Raw genomic sequence first — 18,603 nt, 5'->3', positions numbered from 1 at the left:
GGTTATTTTACAAAGTTATTTAATTTTTTATTCTCGTATTTACTTCTTTCTGTTTTTAATGATACCAACCAATCCAAGTACATTTCTTCGGGCATTTGTCTGTATCCTATTTCATAGATATAGCCATATTCTTTTTTCATGATTTCAAACAATTCTTTTGCTTTAGGGTTTCTCAGAGCAAGTTTTATATTCTCAGGATTATCAGTACTCAGGTTTTCTTCCCTCATTACCTTTTCAAACATTTTCTTATGGGTTTCAGCTTTCAATATCAAAGCTTTTGCAAAGTAAGGATAAACCTCAACCGCTCTTTTGGTGCATTTCAAAACAAAACTTCCGTCGTTTTCGGGAAAGCTTTTATTGTAAGCCTGAGCTAAATCGAAAAGGCAAAGCGCCAAACTTTCTTTATTATTCAAAGCTTTCATGAAAACTCCATTTTTTATAGCGTCCAAATGAATATATCCCGAAGCCATTAACCAACCATCTTCAGGGAAAATTCCGCTTGTAAGCTCAGTATTATACCATCCCACCGTTTTTATTCGGTGCTTAATATAAACATGGTTTGGAGCTAGCGCAAGGTTAGCATCTACACCCAATTCTTCGGCTAGGATTTTATACAAATACGGCATGGAATTACAGTTTCCTTTTTTCGTCAATAATAATTTTGATACAAAAAGGTTAGAAATATCTTTATGCCCAAATACATCCTCAAAGTCATAATTAAAAGGTTTGTACTGGACAACGGTATCTTTTATCATTACAGGGAGTGATTGGCACATAATCGAAAAAACAGCAGCATATTTACTTACATTGTCTTTATCACTCTCAGAATAGTTCAATTCACGGCTTTTCATTATCGAACCAGAAAAGGCTTTCAAAAAGTTTATTTCTCTTTCAAGTTGGGGTATATCTAGCTTTCCCTGATAATAGGCGTTTTCTACACCAAATACAGCATTTTTAAAGCTGTATTGCTGTCTATCATTCAACATATTATCAATATTCTGATACGTATCTTCGTAAAATCGGTTTTCTTTATCGGTATTTTCCAAGAAAACATTCTTTACGTCCTGAGCATAAATAAGATTACAAAGGAATAAGCTTATCAGAAAACTTAGTTGTAGTAGATAATTTTTATTTTTCATCATTATTAAAGCCATTCTTTAGGAATTGCATGGGTTTTAGGTTTTTCTTCTTTCTTAACAGGAGGAGATTTCTTTAAGGCTTCGGCTCTTTCTTTTTGTTTTTGAGCATTAATTATTTTCATCCTCTCAGCCATTTCTTCACTTTTTTGTTTATTATCCTCTTTTTTCATGTTGCTTAGCCAACTCTCATAGGCTTCTTCAGGCATAAATTCATATCCCAGATTTTCTATTTTGTCCTGCCTTTCGTTCGCATTATTCAAAAGAAAAACAGCTTTAGGATAATTTCTGATGTTTTGAAGTTCTTCTTTATCTCTGGGATTAATTCCCAGATTTTTCATGGCGAGTTCAAATCGGGAAATATCATAATTAGCTCTGATCATATTCGCAAATATATTATTGGGAGAAAGTTCCAGAGCTTTATTTATTGTTTTAAATACGAAGTTATCATAACCGTATTTATGAATATATCCATTTGCTAAATCGGTATAAAACTGGGATAACAATTCTTTTTTACTAAGGTTATTCATATAGATTTTGTTTTGAAGGGCTTCGGATTTTATATAACCCGATTCCAAAATCAAAGAGCTTCCAGTAAACATTCCGTTAGTAAGCTCTACATCGATCCATTGCTCCTCTTCATCCATAAAACGGATATAACTATGGTTGGGGGCGTAGGACATATAGGCTTCGGCTCCCAATTCTTCGGCAAGAATTAAATAATACAAAGGCATTGAATGGCATTGTCCACTACCTTTTTCAATGAGCTTATGAACAAACGTTTTCGTCCAGTCTTTCCTTCCCATATAATCTTCGAAATCATATTTCAGGGCTTTATGAGATTTCCCTTTAATATTCATGTCTTCGGAAAGAAACTTAAAAAGCATCAGATTTTTAGAGCTATTGCTCAATGTATCGAACTTCAGCTCTTTCATTTTCCGTTTCAACAGTTTTACAGTTTCTTTGGTCTGGGAAAGGAATTTCGCAAAACTTTTTTTATTATCAAAATAGGCATTCTCTACAATAAAGTTTGCCTCTCCGACAGAATAATTATTATTATCTAAAGAAGAAAGCTTATCGAATGCTTCATAATAGGATTTTGCACCAGCTTTCCCTGAAAGCGAAGGAAAGTTATAGATAGCGTTTTCTTTTTCTTCTGCTTTTTCGTAGTTCTCCTTTTGTATTCTTATCCCTTCATCTTTCGTCATTTGTCTCATATCTTCCGCAATCATTTTTTCAGTTTGGGAATGAATATTTTCACGACGGGAAGATTTTACATCAAAAGAGGGTTTTTCCGTAGGTAGAACAGTGGAATTAACAATTACAGAACTTGAAGATTTGGGAGCAGGATTTTTATTTACAGAAGGAGTAGGATTTGGGATACCAAGAAAGTCTGGTATTTGTGCAACTCCTCTTATCCCAAAGAGAATAAAAATCAAAACAGTAAACTTAATTTTCATTATTTAAAATCATCATTTGTTTTTGTACTAACAACAAATTACACTTAAATTTAAGATACGCAATTTCGGAAAAATCAGCGATTCGCTCATTGGTATTTTCCCTATATTTTGAATTAATTTATTTCTTTTACAAATCTATTTCGTCGAAGCGACAAAAGATGTCGTAACATAAATTTGTTTTCCGAAAATAGAATGAATATATTTTATACAAAATTATTTTAAATTGGATTTTCAGCATTTTTAAAATATTTCACTTGTATTGCCTAATCTCTAACAGGCTTAAAAATCGCAATTTTCCCTTGTATTAGAGCTTTTCCTCTTTCGGACTTCATAGAACCTTTTCATATACCCATTACTTGCTTCTTCTTGTATTCTGACTCATGTTTTTACTTGATTATTATAGTGCCAAAGTATTATGCTTTTATTTGCTTTCGACTTGTTTTATTTTTCTTAGAATCTTATTTATAGTATTTGATTCTCTCAGCTTTCATAAATCCCGCCAAATTTCTGAAGGTGATTTTATCAGTTCTTTCAGCATTTTCTAATGCCTCCTTTTTACTTTTTTTACAATTGGGGGAATCTAAATCGATCTCTTTATCATTTTCGTTATAAAACTTATCAATCCTTTGTAATTTCGGTTTTCCATAATTTTTATAAATACCACGGTATCTGATCTGCCTTGCACATTTGTTTTCTAAAAACCAGTCCTCCTTTTTTACAGCTCCGAGCAAAACTCCATTTTCATCAAAATAAAAATCCTGCGAACTATTCCAGTCTCCCATTCCCCAAAAACTATCAGATTTGCTGATGTAAATGATCTTATCATTTTTTTTTATGATTCTGTATGACATCATGATCTCACTATCATCGTCCTCATTCTCATTATTAGGGTTTACTTTTTTGAGAATGCCGTTATTCAGTTTATAATAGCTTAAAATTTTATCGGGATTATTTTCTATTATTTTATTGGCAAACTTTTCAGCTTCCGCAAGTTTCTCATTGATATTTTTCTGACTAAAAATCAGAATATAATTAATGAATAAAATGAATGTTATTAATTTTTTCATGATTAATTGATTTGTATTGAATCTCCCTGCTGATTGGGAGCGTTAGTTTCAGCTTCGGAATGCTGGGATACTTTATTTTTTTCTCTAATTTTAGCTTGTTCTTCATAATAATTATATCCCGTGCTGGGTTTATAACTTTCGACCCTTGTTATATCAGTTCTTTGAGAATCGTGATCTTTGATATTTTCATTTTGTTTGTTGCTGAAGTTATCTTCTGCCAGATAAAAGACTTTTGTAAAACCTAAAAAGCCGTAAGCTGTGATTAGGTTTTCTTTGGAATCCTCGTTGCGGTAATCCAGTTTTCTTGCCAAAACAAAATCTTCCTCATATATCCCAAGATTGGAATAACCTTTTTTAGAAAGTGTATTGGAAATAAAGTTTTGGGAATATTTCTCCGTCATTTCTTCTCCTAAAAAGAAGTTTTTCATCGTTTTAAAAATCTGAGGTTTTTGTAGTAAGATTTTATCAACAATAGCATTCTGCATTTTAGCCCGATCAGGCTTTAAGAAAAAAGCAGAAACGCTAAACAATATGATTATACCAACGATTATATAAAATGAATAACTTTCTCCTGATTGCATTTTTTGAGTGATGTAAAGATCATTTACAGCCTTTTTATTAACATCTTTATCACCTGAATCCCGAACCTCATCAGGAAACATTATTGAAATATCCCGTAATGTTTCTAAAGCAAGATCATTATTGTATTGTTCAACGATTTTAGGAATTCTGAAGAGATCAATGATTGCCCAGATAAAAAATCCTCCCACGGTAAGAATATATAGTATAAGCCAGCCCCATTTTTTAAGGTAGGCGTAATGCCATCCTAAAAGAAACCAAAGCAGGTAAGCTACTCCTACGGATTTCTTTCGTCTTTCAAATTCGTTGATAAAGATTCGTTGTTGTTCTGAATTCAGGTCTCGAAATTTTTTCTGAATCAGATAAGAAAAGTTTCCCATGATTAATAGTCAACCGCCCAGTTCCAAAACGGCAATTTAATGCATAGAAAAGCGTGGAACTTTAAGCCAATCCGTTACAGAGGTACCGCTAAGAACCCTAAACCCAGATATGACTTATCGCCCACGCCAATAGATGACACGGGCGTAAGCCTATCGAATTTGGGTTTATAGAAGATTAGCGGTTTTCTGTAACCAATACGATAGCTTACGCTTTTATGTTAATTATATTTTTATCTTTTACAAATTTATTAATTTATCCGAAATGAACGTTATTCATTACGCTTTTTAAATTATTAATACTGGTGTTTGTATAAACGAGAGTATTAGCAATATTTTTATGACCTAAAAGCTTACTTATATTTATGACCGAGGCATAATTTCCATTTGATAAGTACGAAGCAAAAGTATGGCGTGCTACGTGAAAACTCACATTCTTATTAATTGCACATTCTTTTGCAATCTTTTTCAGAATCCTATTGCCTACCTGATTACTAACCTCTTTAAACAATTTTTCGCCGTTTTCTTTATTTATGGAATAACTTTTTAATAAGTTTATCGCCTGCTGGCTTAAAGGAACTTCTAGTTTTTCTTTAGTCTTAACTTGTACCTTGCTTAAAACTCCTGATTTGAAGTTAATATCTGAAAGTTTCAATGTAAACAGATCAGAATATCTTAAACCCGTATAACATGACAACAAAAACATATCTCTAGCATTAATATCATTTTCATCTTCAGATTTATAATTTGTAATTTTAATTACCTCGTCTGTATCTAAAAAAGTACTCCGATGTTCAGGTGACTTTACTATAACTGACTTAAAATGATATGGATTTTCTATGCTAATCGTTTTTTTTATTTTAGCATAATTAATTATACTCTTGAGACATTTATGGTGGTTATAAATTCCACCTTCTCCAATTCCCAAATCTTTCAAGAAAAGATCAAATTGTACAATAAAATCATTATCAATATCAGAAACTGAAATTTTGGGACGAAATTTTTTCAACCTCCTCCTCAAAACTCCATATTTATAACGAGTGTCTTCACTTAACTTCGTTTTTTGCCGAAGCACTAAATCATAAACCTCATAAAAGTCAATATTCTTAAAGCCTTTTAGAAAATTATCAATATCATTACTTGATATTGGTTTCCCTGCAAATATGCATTGGCTAAAAAATTCATTTAAAGTGCTTTTTCTTTTATCAATAATATCATTTAAATCACTAAATCCTTTTCCTTTAGCTCTTCCTAGACTTGTATCCCAATTAATAGGATTTATCTTTTCACCAATTGATATTCGCTTTTTGTCACCATTTATTAAAATCTGAATACATATAGGACATGCACCAGTTTTATCAGCTTTGTCAGTTCTAATAATTGCTTTCATCGGTGGCTTTCTCATAATCTTGATATTTTTAATTGTTATTCCTTATTCATACATCGGTAACAATTAAAAAATCAGCTAAGATAGATAAAAATATTGAATTATCAAATTAATTATTTGATTTTCAACTAGTTACAATCAAGTTAAAATTTGTTAACTTCACGTTAATGTGATTAATTAGCATGATTTATGCAAAAAAATTAATTATCATTTATTTGCACTTGTACAATTTATCAAAAAGAGAGAGGGGGCGAAAAGGGGGACGATTTTGTGATGAACCATGACGAATGGTGACGAAACAAAGCATAAAAAAAGCCCCTAAAATAGAGGCTTTGTAATTTTTTGAAGAAATTTATTCTTCACTTTCGTGGTCCCACCTGGGCTCGAACCAGGGACCACCTGATTATGAGGCACAGCCCCCTACATCATGAATTTTGAATAGTACTGAAAGATAGACTCTTACAAAATTATTATTTTAAAGATCTGCTATTTTTTTTATCAAAAGTTACCCGTAATGTTACCCCTGATTTCACTATTTATCTATGTCTTCTTTTGGCTTTTCCGCTTCTTCGATGTTCTACTATATTGTACAAAAAAGATACTTCTTTCAAGTTTAAAGTAAAATCTCCGTGTTTGCCATCTGAATTATTTATTGAATGACAGGTAATGTCTCCGGTTTCAGTATTATGTTCAGTAATTTCTTTAAGCATAATTCCTTTAGTCCCATGTGCTATGACAAAATCATAATCTTTGTAGTGTAGTTTATATTGCCATAAATCTCTTTTAACCTCTCTGCATATTACAATATCACCAGCGTAATATTCCGGCTCCATGCTATCTCCATCTACTTCAAAAGCTAAATACTTACCCTTATACTCCTTATCTGCTTCTACCAATACCACCGGTAAATCTTTTAAATATTCATCTGCATAATAACTATCTGTATACCCTCCCCTTGCTTTATTAGTAACTAACCTAACCTCAAAATGTGTCGGGTATACCTTTGGCTTTACTTCATTTCTTACGACCTCTTTTGAAATACCAATATTTGGAATACTATTAAGTACATTTTTAAGTATTGGGATCTTACTTTTTGGAATAACTCCTCCACCCTCATAGTTAGATATAGTATTTTTACTAACTCCTACCATATCAGCAAACTGTTGCTGGGTTAGGTTAAATTGCTTTCTATAAGCGATAATTTCTCTACCTGTCATTATTGTGTAATTTAGAACAATTACAAATTACACAATATTTTAGATATTGTGCTTGTGATTCCAAATATTTGGAATACATTTGTATTGTTATCAGGACAAAAGTAATACAAAAAATGGACATAAACATGAGAGAAACCGTAAATACCGTAAAAACCCCCATGCGGAGTAAATTTTTACTTACTCCAAAAAACAATAGGGAGGCGAAATATTTGGAAAAGTTAATCAAGCTTTTAGCAGAAAAACGACATGGCGACTGGAAATTAGTTGAGGAAATGATATCTCTCCCAGCAGATTCAGTTAAGAAATCCTTTTTCAGAGTTTATCAAAAAAATCATTTTAAAGTGGTTGATGCCCTGGAACAAGTGATAAAAAATAGAAAGGAACTTATAAAATAGTAATATAAATCATGACAGAAGAACAAGCATCAGCACTTTTGTCGCAATTAGAACAAATAGAGAAAGGTGTCCAAAGAGATATCGCTCGTGTTAAAGCTGAAATTAGAGCGCTTCGCAGAAATGTGGCAATTGAAGCGAAGCAACCGGAAGGACACAAGTCAACGCAACTTGAAGAAAGAAGAGCCCGAATAATGGCATCATACAAATAAAAAAGCCATCTGTTCCAGCAGACGGCCTTAAAATCAAAAGTTTTGAATTATGAGAACAAATGTAAGACAAATGAACCCTATCAACCAAACAAAAGGGCAAAAAATTTCACAGCAACGAGCTGAGAAGATAGCCAGAAACATCAATGCGATGGACACAGACTATCAAAGATTAGACGATAGGAGAGCTTGGAGGTTTTGGAGTGACTTAGAAAAGACATTGAAAAAAAAGCTATCCGAGTTATCTGAGAACGACATTGAGGTTATAAAGCCAATGTTAAAGCCTGATGAAGCTAAATATTTTAACCTAATCTAATTTCACTATGAAAACAGCATTAAACATCATTTTGTTTCTGAATACGATTTATGTTCTTATGTGTTCAGAAAATCAAGATCCGGCAACCTTTGTATTTCCACTTTTCATTTATGTGTTTTTTGGATTTCTAAGATACTATCACAAAGAATTTCTTCACTACTTAAAAACTCCTATAAGACATGAAAAAAATACATAGAAAAAGAAGCTGGAAGAAAATGGTTATCGACAATAAAAAAGATAATCTTCCACATGCAAGAGAAATAAATGATGCAGTAGAATTTCAACAGTGGTTTGCAAGGATGGGAGGATTGATTGAAAATGAAGATATGGAAAAAGTAATCAAAAAATTCATGTAAAGATGGGAGCAGAAAGAAATCAATTGTACAGATTAAAAGAGCCATTTAAATTGAAGTGGAGAGTAAAGGGCCTGCTTCCGGATAATGTAAATCCTACACATATGGTAATTGTTGGGTACATAGATGCAAGACAGGTTTATGAAAGGCTTGATCAGGTGGTTAGACCTGAAAACTGGCAGGAAGATTATTTTGAATGCAAGGGAAAACAGTTTTGTAAGATAGGAATCAAGATTGGTGATGAATGGATTTGGAAAGGAGATTCTGGAACTGAAACTTTTGCGGACCCATCAAAAGGAGAAACGTCAGATAGCGTTAAGCGTGCTGCGGTTCATTGGGGTATTAATAAAGAAGCTTATGAACTTGGCGAAATAACGATAAAATGTAAAATGGATAATGGATGTCCAGCGCCATGTGATGAAGCAGGAAATATTTTAAAAGGTGAGCAAATTTTGACAGAATGCAAAAGAATTGCTTCGGGTAAATCAGAATTAATTTTTGATAAAAATGTTTTACCGAGAACAATTAACAATGCTACTGTTAAGCCTGAAGAGAAAAAATCAAGACGCAAGAAAGCAGAACCTAAAATCATTATGCCATGAGTATTTATAATTCATATACTCCAGATCAATTGGAGGAACACTTTAGTAATTTCATCATCAAATCGTGGTCATTTTCCAAGCTAAATCAATATGTAAGGAATGAGAAGGCATTTGAAATGATTTACATTTATGGATATCAAAACAAATCAGCTGCTTCTGGCGTATCTGGTAATGCATATCATTTAATAAGTGATTACTGGAAAGCAAAGCAAAAGGGACTTACTTTAAGTCTTCCTGAACTTCAAGAGATTGCCTTTAAATACATTGAAGAAGTTCCTGCAAATAAATGGAAGTTACAGAAAACTACTCCAACAATAGCTGAGGCAAAGATAAAGGCAATCAAAACTACAACGGCCCTCTTAAGTAATTTTTATAAAGAAAAATCGAAGTACGAAGATCATATAGCGAAAATACTAGATGTTGAATTAGTCATTACTGTTTATGTAACAATTAACGGTGTTGATATTCCTTTGCCATGTAATGTAGTAATTGATCAGGTTATTGAAGATCATGAGGGAAAGGTAATAATTATTGATCATAAAAGTAAAAATAGTTTTACATCCGAAGAGGAGCTACGTCTATCAATTGGGAAACAAGGTATTACATACGTAAAAGCTTATGAAGCGTATACGGGGCGTGTAGTAGATGAAGTTTGGTTCTGTGAAAATAAGTATTCTCAAAACAGATCAGGTGAAGATCAATTAAACATGTTTAGAGTTTTATTAACTGAAGACACAAGAGCATTGTATGAAGATTTACTATACGAAAACGTGAAAAGACTTATTGAGGCTGTTTCTAATCCTGATTACGTATATCTGATTAATGACAGTGATACTCTTGTAGATCGTGCTGAACTTTATGAATTCTGGGCTAAAACTAGAATAACTGAGATTGATGAATTCGACATTGATTACACTGATGTAAATCAAGAAATGATTAAGAAGCGACATCGAAAAATACGTGATTCTTCTACTAAAATGATCACACCTAAAATTATAAAGCAGTTCAAATCAAACGCTGCATCCTTCATTAAATACGATTTAAGCACTTTAGACATGGAACCACAACAAAAAGTAGAACATATATTAAAAACATTCGGAATTCACACACAGGTAGCTCACACCTTCAATGGATATTCCTCAAACACTTTCCTTCTGGAAGTTTCCGCCGGAACTAAAATAGCATCAATCCAAGGGCATAAACTTGATATTGCGAACGCTCTAAATGTTCCCAATGTCAGAATCCCAAAGGATCTGAAAGTTTACGAAGGCAAATCTTATCTGCAGGTTGAAACAGCCAAAAAAAGAGATAGAGATTTAATCTGGTGCGAATCTGAATTAAAGGGGCAAAAAATACCCATTGGTAAAGACAATTTTGAAAGAACGCTTTACTGGGATTTAGATAATCAGTCAACCCCATTTGTGTTAGCTTGCGGTGCTGCCGGTTCCGGAAAATCTGTTGAATTAATAAGTATCGTAGAATATGCAAAATTAATCCCTGAAGTAGAACAGATTGTAATTCTTGATCCAAAGTTTGAGTTCATGGATTATGCTTCGCACGAGAAAATAGAAGTTTACAATGAAATTTTAGATATTGAAAACAAGGTTGAAAGCTTAGTCAGAGAAATGAACTCTCTTATCAAAGCAGGAAAGAAAAAGAAAATTCTTATTGTGTTTGATGAATTCGCCGATGCTATTGCTGCATCCAGAAAAGGTAAAGACCTTGACATTTACAGTATGGTCCAGGTTGGAAACTATAAACCAACTAAAGACGCTTTTGGATTCCCGGTTCCCGGCCCTCCTAAAATGCAAAGACAAAAAACAGGTGAGCTTAAGAGTTTAGAGGAAAATATGCGAATCATCAAGCAGAAAGGCCGATCAGTAGGATTCAGAGGAATTGATGCAACGCAAAGAGCTTCAACAAAAATCATCACTGGAGACGCTAAAGTAAACTACTCCCTTATGATTTGTTTCAGAGTGCCAAAAGAAATTGACAGCCGGGTTGTGATTGATGATGCAGGAGCAGAAACATTGGCAGGTATGGGAGACGGACTATTAAAAACCCCTGACAGCCCCGATTTGATAAGATTTCAGTCATTCTGGAAACCACAAGAACAAACAGCATGACAAATAGTACTATAAAGCAAAAAATCGGTCAATGTTGTGATTGTCCTCCGGGAACACCGGACCAACCAATAACAGCAGGAAGGTGTAATAGTTTTCATTACAAATTACATCGAGCAAAAGTCAATGCTGAAAAAAATAAACACAAGGAAAAAGTTCCAAGAAAACCAATTCCTAAATATTCAGCCAAAAGAACGAAAGAGAACCGGGAATATTTGATCAAGCGCCTTCAGTTTTTAGCACAGCCGGGAAATCAAAGATGTTTTATTGAAGGATGTAATAATAGAGCCGATACAGTAGAACATACAGCCGGAAGATGGGGAAAAAATTACCTTGATACTTCTACCTGGAAACCCTGCTGCAATTTCCACAACTTAGAATTAGAAAGAAATTCTGAATTATCTGAAAAATATCAACTCAGTAAAATTTCAGGAAAGAAAAAAATAATCAAAAGATAATCATGAAAGTAAATGAATTAAAGATAGACCAGCAGATTATAATCAATGGTTTTACATATGCCTATAAAGGTCAAAATAAAGTTAGAATGAAGGGTTTTTGGGCTCAGAAAATTGTTTTCAAAGGTGTTGATGTTGAAGGTGAAAAACTATTTGATTTATCGGTAGGAACTAAAGAATTAAAGGAATTTGGAAAAAGTTACGAACTGAAGTAAAACAAGTTTTAGATATGGAATTAATAGGAACAATCAGAGAAATTTCTGAAACACAAACATTTGGAAATAACTTCCAGAAAAGGGAATTTGTATTAGTCACTGAAGAACAATATCCACAACCGTTACTGATAGAAATAACTGCAGATAGAGTTGATCTTTTGGATCATTTCAAACCAGGTGATCAAGTAAGAGTAGGAATAAATATAAAGGGCCGTGAATGGGTAAATCCAAGCGGCGAATCAAAATTTTTCAATTCTCTTTCAGCATGGAAAATTACACACAAGGATTTAGCAAACTAAGCTAACAAATTTTAAACCATCAAAAATCAATCAAAATGAAAGTTATCACACATAGAATAGGAAATAAAATAAACGGTGAAGGAATGCTTCTTTCCCAGCGAGAATTGCAATTAAACGAACAAACTACAGAAGAGCTAAAGGACTTCTTTTTAAGTTCTTTAAAATCAGATGAAACATATCAGTTCTACAGCGATTCATACTTGTCAAACAATGACGTTTACAGATCAATTTCTGCAATTTTTGAAAATCCGGAAACCTTCTTGTTTGAATCGGAGTCAATAGCTAAAACACTATTTGATGCAGCTGAAAACCCACGGATTGCAGGGGGTGAATTGTTTGTGGTTCTTTTTGAAAGCGAAAAACCGGAAAACAACCAAATAGGAATTTTCAAAACAGAAAAGAGAGAATCAATTTTAAAATTCTCTTATGCTAACGATGTTTTGGAAATTGAAAAAGACCAAGGTGTAAGTCTTAACAAAATCGATAAAGCAGCACTTATATACAATACAGGAAAAGAAACTGGGTATGTCATTTCAGCTGTTGACAACAACAAAAACGGAGACATGTACTACTGGTTTGAAGATTTCCTTCACATCAAACAAAGAGAGGATGATTATTTTCACACAAACGAGTTGTTAATGGTCTTCAAAGACTACGTAACAAAACAACTTCCTCAGGAATATGAAGTAACAAAAGTCGACCAGGTTAATTTCCTGAAAAGCTCCCTGACGTACTTCATGGAAAAAGAACAGTTTGATTTTGATGAATTTACGAACGAGGTTTTTTCTGATGAATCAGTTATTGAAAGCTTTGCCGAATTCAAGACCGATTACGAACATGATATGCAGGTCAATATCTCAGAAGAATTTGAAATCAATACTGCTGCAGTGAAAAAAGTAAAACGTCATTTTAAATCTGTCATTAAGCTTGATAAAAACTTTCAAATCCATATCCACGGAGACAAAAAATTACTTGAACAGGGAGAAGACGAAAAAGGGAAATTCTACCAGCTATATTTCCAGAAAGAACAGTAAAAAAACTAAACGATGAAAGACAAGGATAACAGTGTAATTTTTCTAAAGGACTGGCTTTTTTTAATCACTCCTATGTCTGCTGAAAATCAGATAGTATTCTGGGAATTGTTCACGAATTATGAATACGGAAAAGATCAAGAATGTGACAATCCAATTGTATCTCCTACTTGGAATTTCGTGAAAAAACAGTTGGATAACATGAAGAGTAGCTATAAGGAAAAAGTGGTTGATAGGAATAGGCAAAACGGGTTAAAAGGTGGTAGACCGTCAAAATCCCAAAAAACCCAGTCGGAAAAACAAAAACCCAAAGAAACCGAACAAAACCCAAAAAACCCAGTGGGTTTAATTGAAACCCAAAAAACCCCTAAAGAAAAAGAAAAAGAAAAGGATAAAGAAAAAGAAAATGAGAATGTAAATGATATTCTTTTTAAAAAAGAATCAAAAGAAGAAAATATAACAAAAGAAATTTCAGAAGAATTATTTGTTATTCCTCCAGATTATAAAAAAGAAAAAAAAGTTGCGGAAAAAAAAAGAAAGATTTTCACCAAAGATGATTTCAAAAAAAAGATAATCGAACTGGGAGCCGATGAAGAAGATGCTGAAAAATGGATGGAGGTACGGAAACAGAAAAGAGCAGTTTTCACTGAAGATGCAATTAATCTGGTAGTAACTGAGTGTGAAAAGCATAATTTCCAATTTTCAGAAGCAATTAAGGCCTGCAGGGTTTACGGATGGCAGGGATTTGAATATGAGTGGTATTTGAAAAAACAAAAAAGTAACAATGGACAACCGAACAACTCAAAAACAAGAGCAAACGGCACCGGGCTTAGGCAGTCAGTCGAAAGATAACGAGCGTCCAGAGCTTGTAAAGACGATAAAAGATCTTTTGGCTGGCAAGAAAGAAAATGATTTACTGTCAAAGGAGAATGAAGGACCGATTATGACAAGGGCGATAGAATATTTGCTTATCAAAAACCCGGAGCATCCTTATGTTCAGAAATACAAAGAATTACTGATCAAGTATGAAAATGATTTTGATAAAATGATTGATTCGCTGCCAAAGAAACAGGAGGTTGTATTGCCTGAACTGAAGCCAATGAAAGCTAAAAGCCTGTATGATGTATTCAAAGTGAATTTTCCCATTGTAAACAGGAAAGAATTTGATGAAAAGGCTAACAATGGAGAAGCTGAAGCGCTCGTTTACACTTTGATAGCATACTTTTTAAAGCGAAAATCTTTTTTCAATAGCCCTTTGCTAAATAAAATTAGTGTTCCAAGCTTTGATAAAGGCATTGCGATATTTGGAGAGCCTGGAATAGGAAAAACAGCGATTTTGAGAACTTTCTATGAAATTTTCAAATACGGTTCGGAAAACCCTCTTTTAGTGAAAGACATTGAAGGCACTGATCAGTTATTAAGGAGATATGATTTGCGCTTCAAATATAATTCTGTTGATGAAGTTGTAAAGCATTACGAAGCAGCTAACCGACACAGCAAAGACGCTGAAAGAGATTATCACCTTTCTCTTTTCTACAAAAGATATGAACGTGGTTTTAATGCTTTTGATGATCTTCTGTCAGAGGACATGGCAAAAAATTACGGAAGCGTTGATATTATGAAAAAAATATTAAGCGAACGATATGTAAACCAGGCAAGAACTATTTTAACCTTAAACTACTATGGAGATGATGTCAGAAGCACTTTACATGAATTTAAAACAAGATACGGAGACCGAATGCATGACAGATTCTATGAATCGTATAACGTACTTGAACTCCAGGGAGTCACACTACGAAGATAATAAATTGAAAAATACGGAAAGTATGGCTTCCTTCAAAATCATGTATCAGAAAAACCGGGAATTTAAGTCAAGGAGTTACAATAAAAAACAAAAATTAAAATGAAACCAAAGATATCAATGATCCTTTTGGACGAGAATCAAATTTTAGACCTCATTTGCGGGGCTAATGGATTAGATAGAGGTAAAGCCTCAATGAATATAAATTACGTGGAAAATGATACGCGTACGGGCGGTTCTTGGATTATTCAGGCCCGCGCACCAGAAGAAGTAAAACCAAAATCAAAAATAAAGTTATGCAAAAGACAAAATACGTAGAAATAAAGCCTTCTGACAGGCTTCCATCTGAAAAAGGAGAATACATTGCAGTTATTGATCCAGAAACAAACTTTGCGGGGTTTTTCTCCTTTGACCCAGAAGATCCTGCTGATGTAGAATGGTGGAAAGAAACGTCTGAATACTGGTTAGAAGAAAAGCCAGACTATGAGGATGAGATGAAGAAGATGCTGGAAAGAGTAATCAATGCTTTTGAAACAGATTATGTAGTTGATGGAGAAATAGTTGACAAACCGTATGAATGGCTACAGGATGTTTATAAAGAAACAAAATCCCTTATAACCAAACTAAAAACAGAATCATGAAGCTTTCAAAAGAAAAAATAAAGTTACATAATCAAGCTGAAGAATATCTTAAAAAAGATGTTTTGACTTTTGATGAAAAGCTTTTTGTTCTTGAAAATTGGAATGAAGCAGCAACAAATATAAATTCTTCTGCAGGTGCTTTTTTTACACCAGTTGATTTGGCTAAAGATTTCAGTTTGGTTATTTACGAAAAAGCAAATATAGTTGATCTTTGTGCCGGAATTGGAATGCTTTCTTTCTTCGCTTATCACTATAGAAATTGCAAAGTTACTTGTATTGAATTAAACCCTGATTATGTAAGAGTTGGTAAAAAAGTATTGCCGGAAGCAAGCTGGATCAATGATTCAATTACGGAATTGCAGAAGTATAATCTGCCAAAGTTTCAGCAAGCAATTTCAAACCCTCCTTTTGGAAAAATAAAGACTGGATTGTATGGAGATATTGATTTGAAGTATAAAGGTAGTGAGTTTGAATTCTTAACCATTGATATTGCTTCAAAAATTGCTGAAGAAGGATCATTTATCTTGCCACAACAAAGTACGCCTTTCAAATATTCAGGTGAGCGAAATTACCAAGAAGTACAACCAACTTCTAAATTATCAAAGTTCTTGAAAGAAACTGGTTTAGAAATGCAATTACCTATCGGAATTGATACAAGCGTATATCTTAATGATTGGAATGGAGTTAGTCCCATGTGTGAAGTAATAGATATTGATTTTACACAGACCGAGCAAAGTAGTACTTCACCGGAGGAAATAAACCTATTTAACTACTAAAATAAACGGAACCCGGACCGTTCTCCCGGGAAAAATCAAAGACAATTTTCAGTGCAAAAACAGTTCGTAAAAAACAGCGAATGCACCCGTCATATGTCAAATTTAAAAAAAGATAATAAATGTTTACAATAAAAATACAAAATAGATTCAGGGAAATTATTCTTCAGTTTTCAACTTTTGAAAAAAGATCAAAAATGACTGAAGCAATTAACAATTGCATTAAATACCCCGTGGAATATCCTACTATAGATTACCATGATAATTCAGATCACATAATATTTACTTCTGAATATTTGAAACAAAGTTTAATAGTTATACCAAATAAAGAATCATGAGTCACCAAGAGAAACAGCAGAAAATTATTTCAGAAAACATTAAAATGATAGATCTAAATGAAGGCAGGTCGGATATTGAATCTTTTGTAGTTGACAAAGCCTCAATCATTAATCCCGAAAATCTTATATCATGAAAATACTTAATCTATACGCTTGCTTAGGTGGAAATCGGTATAAGTGGGATGAAGTCGCCAATGCTGCAGGAATAGAAATGCAGGTAACAGCTGTTGAATTAGATCCGGAACTTGCAAGGTTGTATCAGGAAAGATTTCCAAATGATATTGTAATAGTAGAAGATGCTCACCAGTATTTATTAGATCATTACAAAGAGTTTGATTTTATATGGAGCTCACCACCGTGTCCAACTCATTCAAGAGCGCGTTATTGGAATGCTTCAAATTATGACACTACTACAGAACCAGTATATCCCGATATGGTATTGTACCAGGAAATAATTTTTCTTCATCATTACTTCAAAACTGGAAAATATGTTGTTGAAAATGTAATTCCATATTATGAGCCTTTAATAGATGCGCAAAAACGAGGGAGACACCTGTATTGGTCAAATATTAATCTTCCTGCAGAATTAGGTGAAAGAAAATTTAAAATGTCAGGAAAAGAAGAGGTGAGAAGGCTTTGTGAATTCCATGATTATGATTTCTATCAATACAAAGGCGAGCAGAGAATAGATAAGATAGGCAGAAACCTTGTAGACTATGAAGCTGGAAAAACAATTTTTGAATGTGTACTGCGAAAAGAGCCTAAACGCATTATTAACAGCTTATTTGACAACGAATATTTGACACTATGAAAGAACTAGAAGAACTAACAGCCGATATACGGGAGAAGCTTCCGAGGCTGAAAAACTCAATAAAGGCTGAAAGACTGCAAGACAGCAAGAACAATTGTTGGAGGATCTTTATGGGAGGTATATTCATGGGGACAACCAGTAATAATGAATTATCAAAATATGTAGTGAATCATATTAATGATTATGAAATCAAGATTAACGATGTGTTGGAATGGCATTCAAAATACTATTCAAAAAACAGTCACTTTGAAGTATTTAACATAGTTGACAATGGAGAAATATATCCGGCAGGAGTATTTATTGATTATAGAGAAGAAGATCCTGCAAGGTATGTTTGGAGCTTAAAAAAAACAGATCTCAAAGACCAATCCCCCGAACTAATAAAATTCCTTCACTCACTTATAAAAACAAAACAATGAATAAAGACGAAATAATTGAAAGATTAAAATACTTGAATGATAATATTGATGTTATGAGTCAATCGCCGTCTTCATCAAATGATTTAAGTAAAGGGCAGGTTACTTTGTATTTATACAGTTATACAGAACAAGAAAGAGAGGATCTGTTTAAGATAATTGATGAATTTGATCATAATTTACAAGTAGCTAAAAATAATTCATATAAACAAGAGAAGGCTTTACTGGAGAAAAAATTAAAAAGGATTTTATGATCAACAAAGCAACTTTAACCAATAAATAATAAAGAAATGGAAAAAGACATACAATTATTAGATCAATTTGCAGGACAGGCGCTACAAGCTTTAATAGAAAAGTCACCTTTTTTTGATAAGAATGGAGAATATGGGAATAAGATAAGTTCAGATGATTTAGCTGACTTTAAAAAAGAATTAGCTAAAACGGCCTATAATTATGCTGAATGGATGCTTGTTGAACGTGAAGAAGCTATCGAGTGGCTTAAAAACTCTCCAAAGTACAAAGATTAACCCCGTGCCATCTTAGGGTGGCACTTTAAAACAAGAATTATGGAAACAAATAAAATCGTTTTTGCTACTGTAGAAAGC

The 18,603-nt window shown here is 33.2% G+C and carries 25 protein-coding genes; 19 read left to right on the top strand and 6 right to left on the bottom strand.

Annotation, left to right across the window (positions count from 1 at the left end; translation table 11 throughout):
* Window positions 1-2 precede the first annotated feature (2 nt).
* From FFS26_RS08655 to FFS26_RS08630, 6 genes are all read right to left on the bottom strand, one after another.
* Window positions 3-1,142: a hypothetical protein gene (locus FFS26_RS08655; RefSeq protein ID WP_228449416.1), complete on the bottom strand. Its 1,140-nt coding sequence runs from the start codon at window positions 1,140-1,142 to the stop codon at window positions 3-5.
* A gap of 2 nt (window positions 1,143-1,144) precedes the next feature.
* Entirely contained in the window at window positions 1,145-2,596 is a 1,452-nt protein-coding gene (locus FFS26_RS08650) for a hypothetical protein (RefSeq protein WP_137904843.1), read from the bottom strand.
* Window positions 2,597-3,054: 458 nt separating this feature from the next.
* Entirely contained in the window at window positions 3,055-3,663 is a 609-nt protein-coding gene (locus FFS26_RS08645) for a hypothetical protein (protein WP_137904842.1), read from the bottom strand.
* A gap of 2 nt (window positions 3,664-3,665) precedes the next feature.
* Window positions 3,666-4,622, bottom strand: a complete 957-nt coding sequence (locus FFS26_RS08640; protein WP_228449415.1) for a TM2 domain-containing protein — start codon at window positions 4,620-4,622, stop codon at window positions 3,666-3,668.
* Between the two features lie 253 nt (window positions 4,623-4,875).
* On the bottom strand, window positions 4,876-6,024 hold the full coding sequence (locus FFS26_RS08635) for a site-specific integrase (RefSeq protein ID WP_137904841.1): 1,149 nt from the start codon (window positions 6,022-6,024) through the stop codon (window positions 4,876-4,878).
* 518 nt (window positions 6,025-6,542) lie between these two features.
* A complete protein-coding gene (locus FFS26_RS08630; RefSeq protein WP_137904840.1) occupies window positions 6,543-7,223 on the bottom strand; it encodes a helix-turn-helix domain-containing protein in 681 nt (226 codons plus the stop codon).
* Window positions 7,224-7,348: 125 nt separating this feature from the next.
* Between FFS26_RS08630 and FFS26_RS08625 the strand changes: the two genes are divergently transcribed.
* The 19 genes from FFS26_RS08625 (at window position 7,349) to FFS26_RS08540 (ending at window position 18,525) form a co-directional block, all read left to right on the top strand.
* Window positions 7,349-7,618 carry a hypothetical protein gene (locus FFS26_RS08625; protein ID WP_137904839.1) on the top strand — a complete coding sequence of 90 codons (270 nt, stop codon included), beginning with the start codon at window positions 7,349-7,351 and terminating at the stop codon, window positions 7,616-7,618.
* Window positions 7,619-7,629: 11 nt separating this feature from the next.
* On the top strand, window positions 7,630-7,827 hold the full coding sequence (locus tag FFS26_RS08620; RefSeq protein WP_137904838.1) for a hypothetical protein: 198 nt from the start codon (window positions 7,630-7,632) through the stop codon (window positions 7,825-7,827).
* 49 nt (window positions 7,828-7,876) lie between these two features.
* Window positions 7,877-8,140 (top strand): hypothetical protein, encoded by a 264-nt coding sequence (locus tag FFS26_RS08615; protein ID WP_228449414.1) that lies wholly within the window; start codon window positions 7,877-7,879, stop codon window positions 8,138-8,140.
* 179 nt (window positions 8,141-8,319) lie between these two features.
* Window positions 8,320-8,496, top strand: a complete 177-nt coding sequence (locus FFS26_RS22455) for a hypothetical protein (protein WP_171006270.1) — start codon at window positions 8,320-8,322, stop codon at window positions 8,494-8,496.
* 2 nt (window positions 8,497-8,498) lie between these two features.
* Window positions 8,499-9,095, top strand: coding sequence for a Rad52/Rad22 family DNA repair protein (locus FFS26_RS08610; RefSeq protein ID WP_137904837.1), 597 nt, complete (start codon window positions 8,499-8,501; stop codon window positions 9,093-9,095).
* Window positions 9,092-11,221: a DNA translocase FtsK gene (locus tag FFS26_RS08605; RefSeq protein ID WP_137904836.1), complete on the top strand. Its 2,130-nt coding sequence runs from the start codon at window positions 9,092-9,094 to the stop codon at window positions 11,219-11,221. The genes FFS26_RS08610 and FFS26_RS08605 overlap by 4 nt, the downstream gene beginning before the upstream one ends.
* Window positions 11,218-11,676, top strand: coding sequence for a hypothetical protein (locus FFS26_RS22765; protein WP_228449413.1), 459 nt, complete (start codon window positions 11,218-11,220; stop codon window positions 11,674-11,676). The genes FFS26_RS08605 and FFS26_RS22765 overlap by 4 nt, the downstream gene beginning before the upstream one ends.
* A gap of 2 nt (window positions 11,677-11,678) precedes the next feature.
* A complete protein-coding gene (locus FFS26_RS08595; protein ID WP_137904835.1) occupies window positions 11,679-11,888 on the top strand; it encodes a hypothetical protein in 210 nt (69 codons plus the stop codon).
* A gap of 14 nt (window positions 11,889-11,902) precedes the next feature.
* Window positions 11,903-12,187, top strand: a complete 285-nt coding sequence (locus FFS26_RS08590) for a DUF3127 domain-containing protein (RefSeq protein WP_137904834.1) — start codon at window positions 11,903-11,905, stop codon at window positions 12,185-12,187.
* Window positions 12,188-12,216: 29 nt separating this feature from the next.
* A complete protein-coding gene (locus FFS26_RS08585) occupies window positions 12,217-13,221 on the top strand; it encodes a nucleoid-associated protein (protein WP_137904833.1) in 1,005 nt (334 codons plus the stop codon).
* A gap of 12 nt (window positions 13,222-13,233) precedes the next feature.
* Window positions 13,234-14,070 (top strand): DUF6291 domain-containing protein, encoded by an 837-nt coding sequence (locus FFS26_RS08580; protein WP_137904832.1) that lies wholly within the window; start codon window positions 13,234-13,236, stop codon window positions 14,068-14,070.
* Window positions 14,003-15,022, top strand: a complete 1,020-nt coding sequence (locus FFS26_RS08575; RefSeq protein ID WP_137904831.1) for a hypothetical protein — start codon at window positions 14,003-14,005, stop codon at window positions 15,020-15,022. Before FFS26_RS08580 ends, FFS26_RS08575 begins: the two co-directional genes overlap by 68 nt.
* Window positions 15,023-15,121: 99 nt before the next feature.
* Window positions 15,122-15,337: a hypothetical protein gene (locus FFS26_RS08570; protein WP_137904830.1), complete on the top strand. Its 216-nt coding sequence runs from the start codon at window positions 15,122-15,124 to the stop codon at window positions 15,335-15,337.
* Complete coding sequence (locus FFS26_RS08565; RefSeq protein ID WP_137904829.1) at window positions 15,316-15,660, top strand: hypothetical protein; 345 nt, start codon at window positions 15,316-15,318, stop codon at window positions 15,658-15,660. The genes FFS26_RS08570 and FFS26_RS08565 overlap by 22 nt, the downstream gene beginning before the upstream one ends.
* Entirely contained in the window at window positions 15,657-16,436 is a 780-nt protein-coding gene (locus FFS26_RS08560; protein ID WP_137904828.1) for a methyltransferase, read from the top strand. Before FFS26_RS08565 ends, FFS26_RS08560 begins: the two co-directional genes overlap by 4 nt.
* 465 nt (window positions 16,437-16,901) lie before the next feature.
* Window positions 16,902-17,582 (top strand): DNA cytosine methyltransferase, encoded by a 681-nt coding sequence (locus FFS26_RS08555; protein WP_137904827.1) that lies wholly within the window; start codon window positions 16,902-16,904, stop codon window positions 17,580-17,582.
* On the top strand, window positions 17,579-18,001 hold the full coding sequence (locus FFS26_RS08550; protein ID WP_137904826.1) for a hypothetical protein: 423 nt from the start codon (window positions 17,579-17,581) through the stop codon (window positions 17,999-18,001). Before FFS26_RS08555 ends, FFS26_RS08550 begins: the two co-directional genes overlap by 4 nt.
* On the top strand, window positions 17,998-18,252 hold the full coding sequence (locus FFS26_RS08545) for a hypothetical protein (RefSeq protein WP_137904825.1): 255 nt from the start codon (window positions 17,998-18,000) through the stop codon (window positions 18,250-18,252). The genes FFS26_RS08550 and FFS26_RS08545 overlap by 4 nt, the downstream gene beginning before the upstream one ends.
* A 36-nt stretch (window positions 18,253-18,288) precedes the next feature.
* A complete protein-coding gene (locus FFS26_RS08540) occupies window positions 18,289-18,525 on the top strand; it encodes a hypothetical protein (protein WP_137904824.1) in 237 nt (78 codons plus the stop codon).
* The last annotated feature ends 78 nt before the right edge of the window (window positions 18,526-18,603 follow it).

Source organism: Chryseobacterium sp. 2VB (assembly GCF_005503635.1).
Classification (GTDB): domain Bacteria; phylum Bacteroidota; class Bacteroidia; order Flavobacteriales; family Weeksellaceae; genus Chryseobacterium; species Chryseobacterium cupriresistens.
The sequence above is the reverse complement of the archived record's forward strand: the minus strand, read 5'-3'. Positions and strand labels throughout refer to the sequence as shown.